This is a genomic window from Pseudomonas sp. CMR5c (genome assembly GCF_003850545.1).
GTDB classification, from domain to species: domain Bacteria; phylum Pseudomonadota; class Gammaproteobacteria; order Pseudomonadales; family Pseudomonadaceae; genus Aquipseudomonas; species Aquipseudomonas piscis.
The window spans coordinates 3,303,157-3,322,808 of the sequence record NZ_CP027705.1; the positions used below are offsets into that span (position 1 = coordinate 3,303,157).

At 66.5% G+C, this 19,652-nt stretch carries 7 protein-coding genes; all 7 read left to right on the top strand.

What is annotated here, in order from left to right; genetic code table 11:
* The first annotated feature begins 126 nt into the window (after positions 1-126).
* Complete coding sequence (locus C4K40_RS15255) at positions 127-13,989, top strand: GNAT family N-acetyltransferase (RefSeq protein WP_053129842.1); 13,863 nt, start codon at positions 127-129, stop codon at positions 13,987-13,989.
* Positions 13,990-14,047: 58 nt separating this feature from the next.
* Positions 14,048-14,830: an enoyl-CoA hydratase/isomerase gene (locus C4K40_RS15260; RefSeq protein ID WP_053129844.1), complete on the top strand. Its 783-nt coding sequence runs from the start codon at positions 14,048-14,050 to the stop codon at positions 14,828-14,830.
* Position 14,831: 1 nt separating this feature from the next.
* Positions 14,832-15,581 carry a polyketide synthase gene (locus tag C4K40_RS15265; RefSeq protein WP_053129846.1) on the top strand — a complete coding sequence of 250 codons (750 nt, stop codon included), beginning with the start codon at positions 14,832-14,834 and terminating at the stop codon, positions 15,579-15,581.
* A 47-nt stretch (positions 15,582-15,628) separates the two neighbouring features.
* Positions 15,629-15,883 carry an acyl carrier protein gene (locus C4K40_RS15270; RefSeq protein WP_053129848.1) on the top strand — a complete coding sequence of 85 codons (255 nt, stop codon included), beginning with the start codon at positions 15,629-15,631 and terminating at the stop codon, positions 15,881-15,883.
* Positions 15,884-15,952: 69 nt separating this feature from the next.
* Complete coding sequence (gene fabD / locus C4K40_RS15275; RefSeq protein WP_053129851.1) at positions 15,953-17,056, top strand: ACP S-malonyltransferase; 1,104 nt, start codon at positions 15,953-15,955, stop codon at positions 17,054-17,056.
* Positions 17,057-17,118: 62 nt separating this feature from the next.
* Entirely contained in the window at positions 17,119-18,351 is a 1,233-nt protein-coding gene (locus tag C4K40_RS15280) for a beta-ketoacyl synthase N-terminal-like domain-containing protein (protein ID WP_053129854.1), read from the top strand.
* A 19-nt stretch (positions 18,352-18,370) separates the two neighbouring features.
* Positions 18,371-19,630, top strand: coding sequence for a hydroxymethylglutaryl-CoA synthase family protein (locus C4K40_RS15285; RefSeq protein WP_053129857.1), 1,260 nt, complete (start codon positions 18,371-18,373; stop codon positions 19,628-19,630).
* Positions 19,631-19,652 lie beyond the last annotated feature (22 nt).

A 19,652-nucleotide genomic window follows, 5' to 3' on the forward strand; every position in this document is an offset into this window, starting at 1 on the left:
TTCCAGTTCCTGAGCACACCTCAAGACCTGGCCTGTACCGGGGCCAATGCCCTCACGTCCCTGCATGAACCCCATGCCGCCAAGACGCTGGCCACTAGCTGCTGCGGATACCGCTGGAGGTATGTCGTGACCGATCTACTCAATCGCCTCGCCGATGGTTGGCTAGCGCTGCCGGTGCTCGAGGTCCTTGACCAACATGGCGTGCTGCGCGCCCTGGAAAGCGCGCCCGACGGCATCAGCGCCCGCAGCCTGGCCCGGGCCTGCGCCGCCAACGAGGGCCAGTTGCGGGTGGCCTTGCGTCTGTTGCTGGAGCTGGGATGCCTGGTGCAGCTGGCCAACGATCACTACGAGCTGACGCCAGGGATGAGCATTCGCATCCCGGCCGGCGCCGACGCGCTGATCCGCCTGTCGCTGCCGCAGTTGCTGGGCGAGCCTGCCGGCCACGAACTGCGCTCCTGGCTCGAGCGTTCCGCTGGTGGCTGGGAAAATGCTCCCGAGCCGATGGCGACCTGTCTGGATGGGGCGCTGTTGGCACCGTTAGTGATGGCGCTGGAACAGGCCGGCGGCGCGCAGGTCTTGCAAGAGCAGGGGGCTAGCACCGGAGGGCCGGCCACAGGGCTGTCCAGTGCGGTGCTGGAGGCGCTGCGCCGATACTTCGAGCAACGTACCTGGGGATATTGGCAAGGCAACGGTTTTTGCCTGAACGATGCCGGCCGTGCACTGCTGGAAGGCACTGCGCAGTTGCGCGCGAGCCTGGCCTGGCAACCGCTGCCGGGCCAATTGCAGGTACTGCTGTTCGGCGATGTCAGCTCGATCCAGGAACCCAAGGAGGAAGATGCAGGTTCTTGGCCGACCGAGTATCTCGCTGCGTTCGAGGCTGCCGTCGTCGCTCGATTCGACCAACAGCCGCTGGAGCAACAACCAGGTTATCTCGTCGAGGTGGGCTGCTCCGATGGGGCGTTGCTGCGTCGCCTGTACCTGGCCATCGCCAATCACAGTCGGCGTGGCCAGCACCTCGAGCGCTACCCGCTGCGGCTGATCGGCGTCACGGCCAGCAGCAAGCAGCACGCCCGGGGGCAGCAAACCCTGGAAGGCCTGCCGCACCTGTTATTGACCGGTGACGTCGGCGATCCCCAGGGGCTGCTTGCCAGCCTGGGCGCCAACGGTATCCGCGACCTGGAGAACATCCTCTATATCCATGCCTTCCAGGAACATCGGCGGGCCTGGCAGCCGCCAGTCTCGACCCGGGGCATCGACGACCAGCGCCATGCGCGCCCAAGCAGTGTTCATGTGGATCGGCATGGAGCCTGCATCGAACCGGCGGCAGCCTTGCAGGGCCTGGTCGAACATCTGGCCCGCTGGCAGGAAATCACCACACACCACGGCCTGATACTGCTGGCCGCCCATTGCCTGCACCCTGGTAGCGCGCAACAGCATGCCCGGCGCAGCGGGGCGCTGCATCTGGACGCCAGCCACGGTTTTGCCGGGCACCAACTGTTCGAGGCCCCGGTGTTCCTGCTGGCCGCGGCGCAAGCCGGATTGTTTCCGGATCGGGCCGTGGCCCAGGGCTTGCCCCGTGGCGAGTTGTTCACCCAGGCCAGCCTGAATCGTCTGTTGCCACGGCATTACCGTATCCGCCACCCATTACCCAGGGACTTGCCACGGCTGCGAGAACTGGAGCTGGCCTGCTGGCCCAGCGGGCTGGGGGCTACCGAAGCGGTGTTGCAGCGCCGGTTGGAGCTCTACCCCCAAGGCCAACTGGTGCTCGAGTACCAGGGGCAGCTAGTGGCGGCGATCTATTCCCAGCGCTTGGCGGCGGTCGAGCAGCTACGCCACAGCGATTGCTTTCAGGTCGAGGCCTTGCATGATCCGGCCGGCCCCGTCGCACAGCTGCTGGGTATTTGCGTGCACCCGGAACACCAGGGCGAGGGGCTGGCCGATGAGCTGATCGATTTCACGCTGGTATACCTGGCCAGCCTCGACGCAGTGCGCAACGTGGTCGGGGTGACGCGCTGTCATCACTATGACGCCCGCCGAGCTGACGCCTTGTCGCTCAAGGACTACATCCGCCGCAGGGACGAGGTTTCCGGGCGCTTGCTCGAACCCATGTTGTGGTTTCACGAAAGTCATGGCGCGCAGGTGCGCGAGGTACTGGAGGGCTATCGGCCCGGCGATGCGGTCAACCGCGACGCCGGGGTCCTGGTGGAATACCCCGATGTGCGGAACATGCCCCCGCCACTCAAGACAACGGCAGCGCCATCACTGGCCGTCCCGTCCGGACAGTGGCCGCAGGTGGTAGGCCAATTGCTGCTGGGGGTGTTGGGCGAAGCCCGGGCCGAGGCCTACGGCGAGCACGTGCCATTGATGGAGATGGGCCTGACTTCGTTGCAGATGCTCGATTTGCGCCATCGCCTGGCGGAGCGCCTGGCCAGCCCGCTGCCGGCCACGTTCTTTTTCCAGCACGGGACCCCGGCGGCGATCATCGCCTATCTGCAAAACCACAGTGCCCCGGCCCACGAGCGAACCAGGCACGCGCCTGCGCCGGTAGCCGAGCCGGCGCCTTGTACTCCCGACCCCGGGGGCATCGCCATCGTCGGTGTGGGCTGTCGCTTTCCTGGCGGCGCCTCTTCACCGGAGCGTTTCTGGAGCCTGTTGCAACAGGGCATCGATGCGGTTGGTCAGCGGGATGGCCCGGACGACGAGCTGGAGCGCGGTGGTTTCATCGAGGGCGCGCAGGAGTTCGACCCACGTTTCTTTCGTATTTCCCCCAGGGAAGCGCAGCTGCTCGATCCCCGGCAGCGGCTGTTGCTGGAAACCGCCTGGGAGGCACTGGAGCAGGCGGCGATCGCGCCAAGCAGTTTGCGTGGTTCCAGTACCGGGGTGTTCGTCGGCCTGATGGGGCATGGCTATGACTTGCTCTTGCGGCAAACGGGGCAGGGGCACGAGTCCAGGCCGGCCTTCACCACCGGCAATGCGGCTTCGGTCGCGGCCGGGCGTCTGGCGTATTTCTTCGACTGGCATGGGCCGGCGCTGTCGGTGGACACCGCTTGCAGTTCATCACTGGTGGCGGTCCACCTGGCCTGTGAAAGCCTGCTGGGCGGCAAGTGCGAGGTGGCCCTGGCCGGTGGCGTGAACCTGCTGCTGGATCAGGCGGAGTCCGAGGCCTTCCGCGCTGCCGGCATGCTCTCGCCGCGGGGCAGTTGCAGCACCTTCGATGAGGCCGCCGATGGCTATGTCCGGGGCGAAGGCTGCGGGCTCCTGGTGCTCAAGCGTCATGCCGACGCCCTGGCTGCCGGCGACCCGATATGGGCGGTCATCCGAGGCAGTGCGATCAATCACGATGGCGCCAGTGCCGGGCTGACCGTGCCGAACCAGTCGGCCCAGCGTGGGGTCATCGAAGCCGCGCTGGCCCAGGCCGGCCTGGCCCCGCACCAGGTGCAGTACCTGGAAGCCCACGGCACCGGCACTCGCTTGGGCGACCCGATCGAGGTGCAGGCCGCCGCCCAGGCATTGGGAGCTGGCCGGCAAGCGCAGCGTCCGCTGCTGCTCGGCTCGGTCAAGGCCCAGCTCGGGCACCTGGAGGCCGCCGCCGGCGTGGCGGGGCTGATCAAGGTCATTCTTGCCATGGGCAAGGGGCAGATCCCCGGGCAGTTGCATTTTCACTCACCCAACCCGCAGGTGGACTGGGCCAACCTGCCGGTGCAGGTGGTCGATCGGCCCCGCCCGTGGTTCGACGGCCGGCGGATTGCCGGCGTCAGCAGCTTCGGTTTCAGCGGCACCAACGCCCATGTGCTGCTGGAAGCCTGTGAACCACCGCCACCTGCCGTAGCGAATATTGCTGCGCCAGTGCTGATCCTGCTTTCGGCGCGGACCCGGAACAGCCTGCTGGCCAGCGCCGAACGCTTGCGCGCGGTGGTGACGGATGACCGCTTTGCCCCGGCGCAGTTGCGCGATATCGCCTACACCCTGCAGGTCGGGCGTGAGGCCATGGCCCATCGTCTGGCGCTGCTGGCCCGTTCATTGCCGGATCTGGCCAGCAAACTGGCAGGGCTGGGCCAGTCCGGGATCGAGGCTGGCGAGCTGTGGCTGGGCGAAGCCTCCCAGGATCACCAGCCGCCTGCCGATGCCCCGGCCAATGTGGCCCAGGATCGGCTGCAAGTCCTGGCGCAACGCTGGGTCCAGGGAGCCGTCGTGGACTGGACGCAACTCTACACAGCGCCGTTGCCACGCCGGATCGACTTGCCGACCTATCCGTTCGCCCGCCAGCTCTGCTCGGTACTGCATGGAAGCACAACAGGGAGCATCACTATGGAGCGTCAATCCCCACAGTCGCCAACCACCGCCTTCGCGGGGGCCTCGTCCCGGTCCGGGCTCGATGCCGGCAAGCCGCGCAAGTTGCAGTTGCGCGCCCTGGAGGATGGACCAGCCATCGAGCCCCCGGCGCCGGCGGAGCAGGCCGCGCCGGTAGCCGCACAAGACTCGCCCATGGCCGCCCAACCGGTCGCGGCGCCCCGTGCCCCGGAAGTTGCCCCCCATGTGCAGGCCGAGCGGCGCGCGCTACTTGAGCGCGAGCTGACCACCAGTCTCGCTGCCGCGCTGTTCCTCGATCCTGGCGAGATCGGCCTGGATCATTTGTTCGTCGACCTGGGCCTGGATTCGGTGATCGGTGTCGAATGGGTCCGTGATCTCAACCGGCGCTATGGCCTGGCGCTGAACGCACCGGTGGTTTATGAGCATTCCAGCGTCAGGCGCATGGCCGCCCTGGTCGAGCAGGCCTTGCAGCCCAAGGCGCCGATCCAGGTTCAAGGGCCATCGGCTTCGCTTGCCCCGCAGCCGACTGTCGCCAGGGCTGCGGCCAGCCCAGAACCGCCTGCACAACCAGAGACGGCGCAAATACCAGCCGCGCCTGCACCTGGTGCGGCCGGGAGCGCAACGGCCAGCGAAGGTATCGCCATCATCGGTATGTCCGGGCGCTATCCGGGAGCCCCGACGCTGGATGCCTACTGGGACAACCTGGTGGCCGGTCGCGACTGCGTCGAGGAGATCCCGCCAGCGCGCTGGAGCGTCGACGACTACTACGATCCCGAGGCCGGCAAGCCGGGCAAGACCTACAGCAAGTGGCTGGGACGGCTGGATGACATCGACTGTTTCGATCCGTTGTTCTTCAACATCTCGCCGGCGGAGGCGGAATGGATCGACCCTCAGCAGCGCCTGTTCCTGGAGGAGGGCTACAAGGCCTTCGAGGACGCGGGGTATCCGCCGCAGAAATTGAGCGATGCCCGTTGCGGGGTGTACCTGGGCATCATGGGCCCCAGTGAGTACGGCTGGCTGGCCCAACAGCAGCGCGGCGCGGCGGAAATCACTGGCAGGAGCGAGGCGATAGCCGCCGCGCGCCTGGCCTATTTCCTCAATCTCAAGGGGCCGGCGCTGCTGGTGGACACCGCTTGCTCGTCGTCCCTGGTGGCCACACACCTGGCCTGCCAGGCGCTGCGCGGCGGCGAAGTGGATGTGGCCCTGGTGGGCGGCGCCACCCTGTACCTATCGCCCGAGATATACATGAGCATGTGCAAGGCCGGCATGCTCTCGCCCACGGGCAAATGCCGGACCCTGGACAACGCCGCCGATGGCATCGTACCCGGCGAGGGCGTCGGCGCCCTGGTACTCAAGCGCCTGTCCGATGCCGAGCGCGATGGCGATCGTATCCATGGGGTGATCGTCGCGTCAGGCATCAACCAGGATGGCAAGACCAACGGCATCACTGCGCCCAGCGCCAGCAGCCAGATCGCCCTGGAGCGTGAGGTGTACGCCCGCCACGGTATCGATCCGCGGAGCATCTCCTATGTCGAGTTGCACGGTACGGGAACCAAGCTGGGCGACCCGATCGAGCTGACAGCCCTGGATACGGTGTTCCGTGAGCGGACCGAGCAGCGCAATTTCTGCGGCCTGGGCTCGGTCAAGAGCAACATCGGCCATACCACGGCAGCCGCCGGGGTCGCGGGGGTGCACAAGGTACTACTGCAGATGCGCCACCGTGAACTGGCGCCGACCCTGCACTTCGCCACGCCGAACGAGCATTTCGATTTCGCCCGTTCGCCGTTCTTCGTCAATAGCCACCACCAGAGCTGGCAAGTCGCCACTGGCCAGCCGCTGCGCGCGGCAGTCAGCGCCTTTGGCATCAGCGGCACCAATGCCCACGTGGTGATCGATGCCTACCAGCCGGCTGTCGCATCGGCGGCCGCCGAGGCGGGTGCCCCGGCGCTGCTGGTGCTGTCCGCGCAACGCGCTGACCGTTTGCAGGAATACGCCAAGGCACTGTTGCAATTCATCGACCGGCAACCACGACTCGACCTGGCGGCCCTGGCCTACAGCCTGCAAACCGGCCGCGCTGCCCTGGAGCAGCGGTTGGCCTTCGTCGCTACCTCGCTGGAGCAGGTACGCCAGGCGCTGGGCGACTTCATCAGCGGCACGCCATCGGCATGCCTGCTGAGCGGCGAGGTGACGACGGCCAAAGACGCCGCTTCGGTGTTGGCCGGCGAGGAGGAGTTCCAGCAGCTGCTGGTCAGCCTGTTGGAGAAACGGCGCCTGCAGAAGCTGGCCGAACTCTGGGTCAGGGGGGTGGTGATCGACTGGTCGTGCTTGTATGGCGCCGATCGTCCGTCCCGCTTGTCGCTGCCGACCTATCCCTTCGCCCGGGAGCGCTATTGGGTAACGCCCCAGGCGGCGACTGGTTCAACGCCAGATGAGCGGGCGGTCCTGCACCCATTGCTCCACTGCAATAGTTCGACCCTGCACGAACAGCGCTACAGCACCCGACTCTCGGGTAACGAATGGTTCGTTCGCGAACACCGGGTGGCCGGGCAACCGGTGGTGCCGGGGGTGGTGCAACTGGAGTGGGCCCGCGCAGCGGCGGCCCTGGCCAGCGAACTGCCAGTGGGGCAGACGATGGTGCTGGAGGAGGTGGCCTGGTTGCGCCCGCTGGTGGTCAGCCAGCCGCTGCTGGTGCATATCGGCCTGGTGGAAGAGCCGGGGCGCGGGGTCCGTTATGAGATCCATAGCGGCACCGGCACGCAAAAACTGCTTTATAGCCAGGGCTGGGTGCGCCCCACGAGCGGGCAACCAGCGCCGCAGGTCGACCTGGCCGCCGTAGGTGCCTCATGCGAGTCGCAGGTGGACGCAGCGAGCTATTATGCGCGCTTCACCGAACAGGGCCTGGAGTACGGCGCGGGGTTTCGCGCCCTCAAGGAACTGCGCAGCGGCCCGCTGGCCGCGTTGGCGAGCCTGGCTGTGGCCAGCGCGGCGCCGGGCTATACCTTGCCCCCATCCCTGCTGGATGGTGCATTGCAGGCTGCCACTGGCTGGCTGGCCAAACCGGTGCTGCAACTGCCATTTGCCGTGACCCGGGTCGAACAGTGGGGCCCGCTACCGAACCCAGCATGGGCGGTGGTGCGGCGCACCAGCGGGGAACAGGGCGCAGGGCAGAGCTTCGATGTCGACCTGGCGCACGCCGATGGCCAGGTTGCGGTGCGCTTGAGCGGCTTTTGCTGTCGCACGCCCGCGCAACCAGAGCTTGCGGGAGAGCTGACCCTGGCCCCGCGTTGGCAAACGCTAGAGGCCGTGAGGACCATCGCCGATACCCAGGACCAGCACCTGTTGGAAGTTCCAGGGGCAATTGCTCGCCAATGGGGCACGCCTGATGGGGCGGCTGCCTGTGCCAGCTGGTTGGGCGCCAGGACCGGGTTCGACCATCTGCTCTGGCATGTGCCGCAGGGCCAGCCCGGAGTCGCACGGATCGGCCTGCAACTGGTCCAGGCGCTTTTGGCCCTGGACTACGGTAGCCGGCCCTTGGCGTTGACGGTGGTCACCCGCCAGGCGCTGCCTGTTCTGGCCGCAGAAACCGGCGATCCAGAACAGGCCAGTGTCCACGGGCTGATGGGTTCGGTGGCCAAGGAATATAGCCATTGGCAGGTGCGCGTGCTCGACCTCGCCGGCCAGGCCCCATGGCCTTCGGCGCAGGCTGGCCCGGATGTGCCAGAACTGCCGGGGGAAACCCTGGCCCTGCGCGACGGCCAATGGTATCGCCAGCGCCTGGTGCCCTGCGTACTGCCGGACGTCGGCGACAGTGTGCTGCGCGAACGGGGGGTCTACCTGATTCTCGGTGGTGCCGGCGGTCTGGGCACGGTCTTCAGTGAATACCTGATCCGTCGCTACCAGGCCCAGGTGATATGGCTGGGCCGCCGTGAGACCGATGCGGCGATCGAGGCGCAACGGGCGCGCCTGGGCAGCCTCGGCCCCACGCCGCTCTACCTGCGGGCGGATGCCAACGACCGGGCGGCGCTGGAAGCCGCCGAGCAGACCGTTTGCCGCCGTTATGGCGCGGTGCATGGCGTGGTGCACGCCGCCATCGTGCTGGAGGATCGCGGCGTGGCGCAGATGGCCCCCGGGGTATTCGATGCCGCGCTACGGGCCAAGGCGGCCACCAGCGAGAACCTCGATGCGGTGTTCGGCCGGCAAGACCTGGATTTCATGCTGTTTTTCTCATCGATGCAAAGCTTCATCCGCGCCCCGGGCCAGGCCAACTACGCCGCCGGTTGCTGCTACGCCGATGCTTTTGCCCTGGGCCTGCGGGAGCGGCCATACCCGGTGAAGATCGTCAACTGGGGCTATTGGGGCAGTGTCGGCATAGTGGCCAAGGCCAGCTATCGGCAGCGAATGGAGGCGGCCGGGATCGGCTCGATCGAAGCACCACAGGCCATGGCGCTGCTGGAGCGCCTGCTGGCCAACCCACTGCCACAGCTGGCGTTCTTCAAGGCCCGGCATGCGCAAGCCGCGAGCCAATGGGCAGTGGCGGACGATCGCCAGTTGCAGATCAGCGCGCCGGTGGCCCCGGTGATCTTGAATGGCGACGCCTCGCTCGACCTGCCGCAGCGGGCGGCTCCGGTGCTGGCCGAACTGGAGCGAGCCCTGGCGCAACTGCTACGCAATCTGCTGGCCCATCAGGGCTGGGAGCATGGCCCTGCAGGCTTGGCTTCGGCCTACGTCGGTTGGCGCGAGGATGCCCTGCGCCTGCTGGACGCCAGTGGCCAGGCGCAGGCGGCGACGGACTGGCCTGGCGCCTGGCGACAATGGGAAGCCGACCGCGAGCGCCTGCTGCAAGGCCCCGACCAGGCCGTGGTGCACAACCAGATCCGCTTGCTCGATGACGTGCTGCCGGCGTTGCCCGGGATACTGCGCGCAGAGTGCGCGGCCACCGCAGTGCTGTTCCCGGGCGGCAGCGTGGAGCGGGTGCAGGGTATCTATCGCGGTCACCCGCTGGCCGACTACTTCAACGCCGTGCTGGCGGAACAGCTGCTGGCCTATGTGGCGCAGCGCCTGGCCGCTGATCCCCAAACACGGTTGCGGATCATCGAGATCGGCGCGGGAACCGGCGGCACCAGCGAGCGGCTGTTCCAGCACTTGGCGCCCTATGCGCAGGCGATCGACGAGTACTGCTACACCGATGTGTCAGAGGCATTCCTGGCCCATGGGCGTGAGCAGTACGGGGAGCAGGCGTCGTACCTGCGTACCGGCAACCTGGACATAGAACGCGATCCATGCAGCCAGGGCTTCGAACCCGGGCACTACGACGTGGTGGTAGCGGCCAATGTCCTGCATGCGACGCAAGACATCCGCCGCACCCTGCGGCACGTCAAGAGCCTGCTGCGGGGCAATGGCCTGCTGTTGCTCAACGAACTGACCCAGGCCAGCCTGTTCACCCACCTGACCTTCGGCTTGCTCGATGGTTGGCGAATGGCGACCGACGTCGCGCTGCGGGTTCCCGGGACCCCGGCATTGGCGCCATCGACCTGGCGGCACGTACTGGAGCTCGAAGGTTATGGCTCGCTGAACCAGCCGGCGGCAGTGGCCCATGGCCTGGGCCAGCAAATCGTCACCGGCATCAGCGATGGGGTGATCGAGTCCCAGGGCGAGGCGGCGCGGCAGGCGGGGCAGGAGAGCGGCGACAGTGCTGCCCGGGAAACTCGCCCAGCAAGTCCGGCGCCGAGCTCGCAGCCAACGGACTTGGCGCAAGAGCGCGGAATGCCGGTGCGCCAGGCGATCCACGAGGCGCTGCTGGAAGTGCTGAAACTCGACCGCGCCCGGGTGCAGGAGGACCAGGCCTTTGCCAACTACGGTGTGGACTCGATCACCGGCATCACCTTGATCAACGCGCTCAACCAGAAGCTCGGCCTGCGTCTGCCGGTCACGGCGCTGTTCGATTTTCCGTCGCTCAGGGCGCTGGCCGAGCATATCCAGCGCACGTACCCGTCCCTGGAACAACAAACCAACCGTGCCGAGGCGCCTGCCGCCAGGCTGCCGGTGCCGCCAGTGGCCGTAACCGAGCCCAGCCGCCGGCGCGCACCAGCCAGAGCCGAGCCTGCCCGGGTCGAGGTACCGCCATTAGCCGAGGGGGTGGAGCAAGTGCCGCAGGTGTGCCGGCAATTGCGAATCGAGGGCCCGGGGCGGATCGATGAGCTGCAACCTATCGATGCGCCCTTGCTGCCGTTGGGGCCGGACGAAGTGCGGATCGCAGTACGCGCCTTCGCCCTGAACTTCGGCGACCTGTTGTGCGTCAGCGGCCTGTATCCCACCCAGCCGCCATATCCCTTCACCCCGGGTTTCGAGGCCAGCGGCGTGGTGCTGGAGGTGGGGGGAGAGGTGTCGCGGGTTGCGCTCGGCGATGCGGTGTTCGCCTTGGCTGGCGAAGCCTTGGGTGCCCACGCCAGCGTCATGACCTGCCCCCAGGACCGGGTGTTCGCCTTGCCGCAGGGGCTGTCGTTCGAGGAAGCCTGCGCGCTGCCGGTGGTGGCCTTGACCATGATCGCCAGCTTTGCCCGGGCCCAGGTCAAGCCCGGCGAGCGGGTACTGATCCAGACCGCCACCGGCGGCACCGGGTTGATCGCCGTACAACTGGCGCAGCATGCGGGGGCGCAGGTCTACGCCACCGCCGGCTCCCAGGAAAAACTTGACTACCTGGCCGGGCTGGGGGTCGCCCACCGGATCAACTATCGCGAAGAGGACTTCGCGCAAGCGGTGTCGCGACTGACCCAGGGCCAGGGCGTGGACGTGGTCATCAATACCCTGGCCGACGATGCACTGCAGAAAGGCTTCAATTGCCTGGCTCCTGGCGGGCGTTATGTCGAACTGGCGATGACCGCATTGAAATCGGCCCGCAGCATCGACCTCTCACGGCTCAACGACAACCAGTCGTTCATCAGTATCGACCTGCGCAAGCAGACCCGGGACAACCCGGTGCTGCTGCAAGAGTTGGCCGATGAAATGACCAGGTTGCTGGAGGCTGGGGTGATCCGGCCCACCTTGAGCCGGGTCTTCGCTTTCAGCGAGGTGCAGGACGCCTACCGCTGGCTGGCTGACCGGCGCAACATCGGCAAGGTGGTGGTCCGGGTGCCGCAAGCGAAAGTCGTTCCGGAGCCTGCGCCGCAGCTTGCCAGCGACCCGGGCCGGCCGGAGCCGATCGCGGTGATCGGCATGAGCGGCCGGTTCGCCAGTGCCGACAACCTGGACGACCTCTGGCAGGTCCTCCTCCAGGGCCAGGACCTGCTGGAAGACGTGACGCGCTGGGACTTGTCGCGACATTTTCCCGCCTATGCGCCTTATTGCCGGCGTGGCGGTTTCCTGCGCGATATCGATTGCTTCGATCCGCTGTTCTTCAATATTTCCGGGCGCGAGGCCAAGGTCATGGACCCGCAGCAGCGCCTGTTCCTCGAAGAAGCCTGGCGCGCCTTGGAAGACGCCGGGTATGCGGGCGCTAGCGGCGAAGGCTTGCGCTGTGGGGTCTATGTGGGCTGCGCGGCGGGTGATTACCAGCGGCTGTTGGAGAGCGACGCGCCGGCGCAGGCGTTCTGGGGCAATGCCGGTTCGGTGATTCCGGCGCGCATCGCCTATCACCTCGATCTGCAGGGCCCGGCCGTGGCGATCGATACCGCCTGCTCCAGCTCGCTGGTGGCACTGCACCAGGCCTGCCAGGGGCTGCGTACCGGGGATGCCGACCTGGCCTTGGCTGGCGGCGTGTTCGTGCAGAGCACCGAGCAGTTCCATCTCCAGGCCCAGCAAGCCGGCATGCTCTCGCCCAGCGGTTGTGCCTATGCCTTCGATGCCAAGGCCGATGGTTTCGTCCCAGGGGAGGGCGTTGGCGCAGTCGTGCTCAAGCGCCTCTCCCAGGCCCTGGCCGATGGCGATGTGATCCACGGCGTGATCCGCGGCACGGGAGTCAACCAGGATGGCGCGAGCAACGGCATCACGGCCCCCAATGCCACTGCCCAGACCCGGCTGGAGCTGGAGGTCTACCGGCGCCACGGCATTGAGGTCGAGCACATCGGCCTGGTGGAGGCCCACGGTACCGCGACGGTGCTGGGTGACCCGATAGAGGCCAGGGCCCTGGCCGATGCCTTCGCCCAAGGTGGCCATAGTGGCGCACCTTGTGCCCTTGGCTCGATCAAGAGCACGGTGGGGCACACGGCCACAGCGGCGGGCATCGCCGGAGTACTCAAGGTCCTGCTGGCGTTGCGGCATCGGCAGATCCCGGCGTCAGCGCATTTCGTCAGTGCCAATCCGCACATCGATTTTTCCCATGGTCCGTTCCATGTCCCCACCCGCACCGAACAGTGGCACCGGCCCGTGGCCGGGGAGCGGCTGGCGGCCGTCAGCTCATTCGGTTTCAGCGGTACCAACGCCCATGCGGTGATCGCCGAAGCGCCCGAGCGGCCGGTGCGGCCATCGGCCAGCCCGCTGCATCTGGTCGTGTTGTCGGCCAAGACCATTGGGCAACTACGGCTGCAGGCAAAGAACCTGCTCGCCCACCTGCAATATGAGCCCGTCGAGCCCAGTGCCATGAGCCACACCCTGTTGTTGGGCCGACGCCACCTCGAACAGCGCCTGGCCTGGGTCACCAGCGACGTGTATGCACTGCGCACGCAACTGGCGCATTGGTTGGATGTTGGCAAACTGGTCGACGGCTACAGTGGGATCGTCGACGGTACCCAGGAAGCCTCCACCAAGGCTCAGGCCGTGGCCGACCAGTGCTTGCAGGACTGCCGCGCGCAGGCCAATCCCGAGGTGCTCCGCGGTGCGCTGCTGTCACTTGCGCAACTGTATGTAGAGGGTATCGAGCTGGACTGGGCGCGACTATTCCAGGGACAGCGGCCGGGCCGGGTCGCATTGCCGACCTATCCCTTCGAGAAAGAGCGCTATTGGCCGTCCGGCAAGGAGCAAGAGGACCGGCAGGCCGCTGTTCAGGCGCAACTGGCGTCAGTCCAGGCCGAACCCTCGGCAGCGCCCGCCACGCTGGTGCAGGTCAGCGCCAGCAAGCCAGCTGCGGCAACCCATGCCAAATCCGGCCGTCTCAAGTTGCGCTCCCTGGAGCAAGACCTGGAAGCCCTGGACAGCATCGCACCCGAGGTCGCACCGCCGGCGCAACATGTTCCCACCCTGCAGTTGCGGCCACTGCGGACGATTGCCGAACCGGAAGAATCGGCAGTCGTCCCCGTCCAGCTGCCACCCGCAACGCTACAAGCCGTTGCCGAGTCGGTATCGGTTGCCGTCCCGAACCAGCAGGTACCCGGAATTGACCGCTACTCGCTGGAGCGTGAGCTGTCCGAGAGCCTCGCTCGGGCGCTGGGCATCGACGTGGAACGAATCCAGGCGGACAAGCCCTTCGCCTCGATGGGCATGGATTCGATCATCGCCGTGGAGTGGAGTCGCGAGATCAACAGGCGCTACGGGCTGGCCATCGGTGCGACCGCGGTCTACAAGCATCCGACCCTGGCCGGCATCGTCACCTTGGTGGCCGCTCAGCTCGAGGCGAATGTGCCGGGTGTCGTAGAAGCATCCGCGCCGCTAAATGCGCCCGATCACTTGGAGCAGGCTATCGCCATGCATGTTCAGGCAGCCCCAGAGAGCGGGAGGCAAAATCCGGGTGCGGATTCCTGTGCTTGACTGCATTTTCATCTCGCACCCGCCATGGATATGGCGATAGCCCGCAGTGGAGGCGGCAATGATCGAAACCGGATACCACACCCTGCGTGTGCGCCACGAGGACAACATCTGCTTCGTGCAGCTGTATCGGCCCGAGGCCAACAACACCATCGACGATCGCCTGGTCGCCGAGCTGGCCGACCTGCTGGAACGGCTGGATGAGCGCGTGACGGTACTGGTGCTCGAAGGGCTGCCGCAGGTTTTCTGCTTCGGCATGGACTTCGCGCTGGTGCGCAAGTTGGCCAACGACCCTAAGGCCAGTTCCAGCGTGCTCGATCCGGCCACCCTCTATGACCTCTGGCTGCGCCTGGCGACCGGGCCATTCGTGGTGCTGTCCTACGTGCGCGGCAAGGTCAATGCCGGCGGCGTCGGGTTCGTCGCCGCCAGCGATATCGTGATCGCCGACCAGAGCGCCTCCTTCAGCCTTTCGGAGTTGCTGTTCGGGCTGATGCCGGCCTGCGTATTGCCGTTCCTGGAGCGCCGCATTGGCCCGCAGCGCGCCCACTACATGACCTTGATGACCAGCGCGATAGGCGTCGACCAGGCCCTGTCCTGGGGGCTGCTGGATGCCTGCGAGGCCGATGGCGACAACCTGCTGCGCAAGCACCTGTTGCGCTTGCGGCGCCTGTCCCGGCCGGGAGTGGCGCGCTACAAGCAATTTCGCGCGTCCCTCTCTGGCTCGCCACGACTCGATCGCGACGCCGCGCTGGCGGCCAACCGGCAGGTGTTCAGCGATCCGCAGAACCTTTCGAACATCGTGCGTTACGTCGAGACGGGCGCGTTCCCGTGGGAGCAGGTTTGATATGAGCGACGATCTGGTACAGCTCGAACAGGTAACGCCAGCGATCGTGCAGGTCACCATGACCGATCGCGTCCACAAGAACGGATTCTCCACTGGCCTGGCCCAGGCACTGATCCGTACCTTCGAGACGGTGCGTAGCAATCCGGCGTGGAAGGTGGTGGTCCTGACCGGTTACGACACCTACTTCTGCACCGGCGGCACCCAGGAAATGTTGCTCGAGCTGGCCGCCGGGGGCGGTCAGTACACCGACTATCCGATCTACGAATTGCCGCTGACCTGCGAGATTCCGGTAGTGGCGGCCATGCAGGGGCATGCGATTGGTGGCGGGCTGGTATTCGGCCTGTTCGCCGACCTGGCGGTGCTCAGCCGCGAGAGCGTGTATGCGGCGAACTTCATGCGCTATGGCTTCACCCCGGGGTTCGGTTCGACCCTGGTGCTGCAGGAAAAGCTCGGCCTGGCGCTGGCCCAGGAACTGCTGATGACCGCCGAGAACTATCGCGGCGACGAGCTGGCCGGCCGCGGCATCCCGTTCCCGGTGTTGCCACGGGCGAACGTGCTGGCCCACGCCCATCAACTGGCGGCGCAATTGGCCGAGAAACCCCGGCATTCACTGGTGCTACTCAAGGAGCACCTGACCTCTGGCCTGCGCGCGCGGTTGCCCGCGATCACGGCCCGCGAGGTGCAGATGCACGAGCAAACCTTCCATCACCCCGAAGTGCGGGAGCGTATCAAGGCACTGTTCGGCAACTGATTTTGCCGTTGCCCGGTGCGATATTCCTTCAAGAGCGAGGCACAAGCATGACCAGAGAACAGATATTCGAATTGATCGTCCGTCACGTCCGGCAAGTGATTCCCACCCTTGCCAGCCATGCGTTCACCCGTAGCGACCGCTTGCGTGACCTGGGTGCGAACTCGGTGGATCGCGCGGAAATCGTGATGCTGGTGCTGGAGTCGCTGTCCCTGAGCATTCCGCGGGTGGAGCTGTTCGGCCCGGGCAATATCGGCGAACTGGCGGACCTGATCCACACCCGGCTCGAGGCGCGGGCGGTGTAGCACGGATGGAGCGGACAGGGCGCGCCAAGTCTGGCGCGCCGCCAGGGGCAATGCACAATGGAGGTGCCAATGAAGGTGTTCATCTTTCCCGGCCAGGGTTCGCAGCAGCGCGGCATGGGTGGCCAGCTGTTCGATGAGTTCCCCGAGCTGACCGAAGCGGCCAGCGACATACTCGATTATTCGATCAAGGCCCTGTGCCTCGATGACCCGGATGGCCTGCTGGACCAGACCCGCTACACCCAGCCGGCGATCTATGTGGTCAACGCCCTGGCCTATTTCCAGCGGTTGCGCGATGGCGCCCAGGCGGATGGTTTCGCCGGTCACAGCCTGGGTGAGTTCAACGCCCTGCTGGCCGCGCAGTGCTTCGATTTCGCATCGGGCCTGCGCCTGGTCCAGCGCCGCGCCGAGCTGATGAGCCAGGTCAGTGGCGGGGAGGGGGGCATGGCCGCGATCATGAACCTGCGGCGCCACGCGCTGGTGGAGCTTTTGCAGGCGCAACAGGCCGATGGTGTCGACCTGGCGATTCACAACGCCCCCTTGCAGAGCGTGATCGCCGGGCCCAAGGCCGAACTGGCGCGCCTGGAAAGCGCGGTCGAGGCCGCGGGCGGCATGCTGTATCCGCTCAATACCAGTGGCGCCTTCCACTCGCGCTACATGCAACCGATCGCCGATGCCTTTCGCGCGTATCTCCAAGGCCTGGAACTGGCGCCGCCGAACAAGCCGGTAATCGCCAACGTTTCGGCCCAGCCCTATAGCCAGGAAGCGATCGCCGACAACCTGGTCCGGCAACTGACTCATCCAGTGCAATGGTGCGAGAGCATCCAATACCTGCTGGCCCAGGGCGAGGTGCAATTCGAAGAAGTCGGCCATGGCGAGGTGTTGACCAAGCTGGTGGAGAAGATCCGCGCTGGCAGCCGCCTGCCTGTGCCTGGCGTTGCGGTTTCGCCGGGGGATGCGGCGCCTGGGCCTCACGAAGCGGCGCTGCACAGCGCCATCGAGCAGGTCGCCCGGTGGAATGCCCGGCATCCCGTCGGCACTCGGGTGCGCTCGCTACGGGTCGACGGCGACCAGCTGACCCGCAGCACCGCCTTGGTGTTGCTGGGCCACCGGGCGGCGGTCTATCTGCAAGGCCACAACGGCTACTTTGCCCTCGACGAGATCCGGGCGTTGTAGCCATCCATGCAGCCATGGGCCGACCCGTTGCCTTCGCCCGAATCGACAATCCTGGTGCCAACATGCTTGCCACTCGACCACTACCCGTTGCGATCACCGGTGTCGGTATCGTTTCCGCCATTGGCCAGGGCCGGGAGGCCTTCACCCGCGCATTGCTGGCCGGCGACGCCGCTTTCGACGTGCTGCAACGCCCCGGGCGCCAGGGGCAAAGCCGTTTTCTCGGCGCCGAACTCGGCCCCCTGCAACTGCCGCCGGAGCGTTCGCCACGGCTGTTCCGGCAGTTGTCGCTGACTGCCGAGGCGGCCCTGGTGGCCTTGCATGAAGCCTGGCAGGACGCCCGCCTGGAGGACGTGGACCCGCAGCGCATCGGCCTGGTCGTCGGCGGCTGCAACCTGCAGCAACGTGAACTGGCCCAGCTTCATGAGCGCTACACCGGGCGCGAGGCCTTCGTGCGGCCGGGTCATGGCGTCGAGTTCATGGACAGCGACCTGTGCGGGTTGTGTACCCAGCAGTTCGGCATCCAGGGCATGGCCTGCACCGTGGGCGGCGCCTCGGCCAGCGGCCAGGTCGCGGTGATCCAGGCGCTACAGGCGGTGCAGTCGGGGCAGGTGGATGTGGCGATCGCGCTGGGCGCCCTGATGGATCTGTCGCATTGGGAGTGCCAGGCGTTGCGTTCGTTGGGGGCCATGGGCTCCGAGCGCTATGCCGATGCGCCGATGCAGGCGGCCCGGCCGTTCGACCGCGACCGCGATGGTTTCATCTATGGCGAGTGTTGCGGCGCGGTGGTGGTGGAGCGGATGGCCAACCCCGCGCGCAGCACCATTCGGCCCTATGCGCAATTGTCCGGCTGGGGCTGGACCATGGATGCCAACCGCAATCCCGACCCATCGCGCGAGGGCGAGATGCGCGCCATCGCCCAGGCTTTGGAGCGCGCGGGCCTGGCCCCGGGGCAGATCGACTATGTAAACCCCCACGGGACCGGCTCGCCCCTGGGCGATGTGGTGGAGCTGGCTGCCCTGCGCGACAGCGGCCTGGGCCACGTGCTCCTCAACACCAGCAAGTCGCTGCTCGGTCATGGGCTCACCGCCGCCGGTACCGTGGAGGTAATCGCCACGCTGGTGCAGATGCGCGAAGGGCGCCTGCACCCGAGCCGTAACCTGGACACGCCGATCGATCCGTCCTTCGACTGGATCCGTGATGTGGCAAGGCCGCACCCGATAGAGCACGCCCTGACCCTGAGCATGGGTTTTGGCGGCATCAACACCGCGTTGTGCCTGACGCGTCATGAGCGATGAACAACCAAGGAGAAAGCCAATGTTATCCGTAGGAATCGAAGCGATGAACGTGTTCGGCGGTCGGGCCTGCCTGGACGTTGCCGAACTGGCCGCGCACCGCCAGCTGGATACGGCGCGCTTCAATAATCTGCTGATGAAGGAAAAGACCGTCGCGCTGCTGGACGAGGACCCGGTGACCTATGCGGTGAACGCAGCACGCCCTTTGGTGGAGGCGTTATCGGCCGAAGAGAAGGCCCGGATCGAGTTGCTGATCACCTGCTCGGAATCGGGGATCGATTTCGGCAAGTCGCTGAGCACCTACGTCCACCACCACCTGGGACTGAACCGCAACTGCCGGTTGTTCGAGCTCAAGCAGGCCTGCTATTCGGGCACCGCGGGCTTGCAGATGGCGGTGAACTTCATCCTCGCCCAGGTCTCGCCGGGGGCCAAGGCGCTGGTGATCTCCACCGACCTGGCCCGGCACATGACCACCGGCGGCAGCGCCCTCACCGAGGACTGGTCCTTCGCCGAGCCCAGCACCGGTGCCGGCGCCGTGGCGATGCTGGTCAGCGACCAGCCGCGGATCTTCGACATCGACGTCGGTGCCAACGGCTACTACGGCTACGAAGTGATGGACACCTGCCGGCCAACCGCGGATACCGAGGCCGGCGACTCCGACCTGTCGCTGCTGTCCTACCTGGACTGCTGCGAGAACGCATTTCTCGAGTACCAGAAGCGCGTCGGCGACGTCGACTATGTCGGCTCGTTTCGCTACCTGGCGTTCCATACGCCCTTCGGCGGGATGATCAAGGGCGCGCATCGCACCATGATGCGCAAGCAGGTCCAGGCCGCGCCGGCGGACATCGAGGCCGATTTCCAGCGCCGGGTGACGCCGGGACTCAGCTATTGCCAGCGGGTCGGCAACATCATGGGCGGCACCGTGCTGCTATCGCTGGCCAGCACCATCGCCAATGGCCGCTTCGAATCGCCGGGGCGCATCGGTTGCTTCTCCTATGGCTCGGGCTGCTGTTCGGAGTTCTACAGCGGTGTGGTGCGCCACCAGGGGCACGTGCAACTGCGGGCCCAGGAGATCGAGCGCCAGCTCGATAACCGCTACCGGCTGTCGATGAGCGAGTACGAGGGACTGTTGCAGAGCAACACGCAGGTGCGCTTCGGCACCCGCAACGTACGGATCGACGACGCTTCCAGCGTACGTCCGCAGTTGCCGCGTGCGGACCGTCCACAGCTGGTACTGCGGGAAATCAAGGAATTCCACCGCGAGTACGAATGGGTTCAGTAAAGACCTGGGCCCATGGGTGGGC